The sequence below is a fragment of the Rhizobium ecuadorense genome, assembly GCF_001187535.1.
GTDB classification, from domain to species: Bacteria; Pseudomonadota; Alphaproteobacteria; order Rhizobiales; family Rhizobiaceae; genus Rhizobium; species Rhizobium ecuadorense.
Genome location: NZ_LFIO01000317.1, coordinates 1 through 206, shown reverse-complemented (window position 1 = coordinate 206; position 206 = coordinate 1). Strand labels below are relative to the sequence as shown.

General features: G+C 68.4%; 1 pseudogene. It reads right to left on the bottom strand.

From position 1 onward, the window contains the following. A pseudogene (locus AF337_RS07045) lies at positions 1-206 on the bottom strand (metallophosphoesterase family protein); the annotation flags it as partial.

Sequence of the window (206 nt, the reverse complement as noted above, 5' to 3'; positions counted from 1 at the left end):
CATTCGGTCAGGTCGCGGCCCGGCCTCCTTGTCGTGCAAGGCGCCGGCAGCAGGATGACATCAGGTCCAAGCGGAAGGGGTGCTGCTTCCGTCGCCAGGATGACATTGTCGGGCACAACGCCGCGCGCCGCACTCCAGAGCTGGTCCGCCAGCAGTGAATCGTGGTTGCCCGGGAGCAGGACCCAGCGCAGCGGCGCATTCCGGGC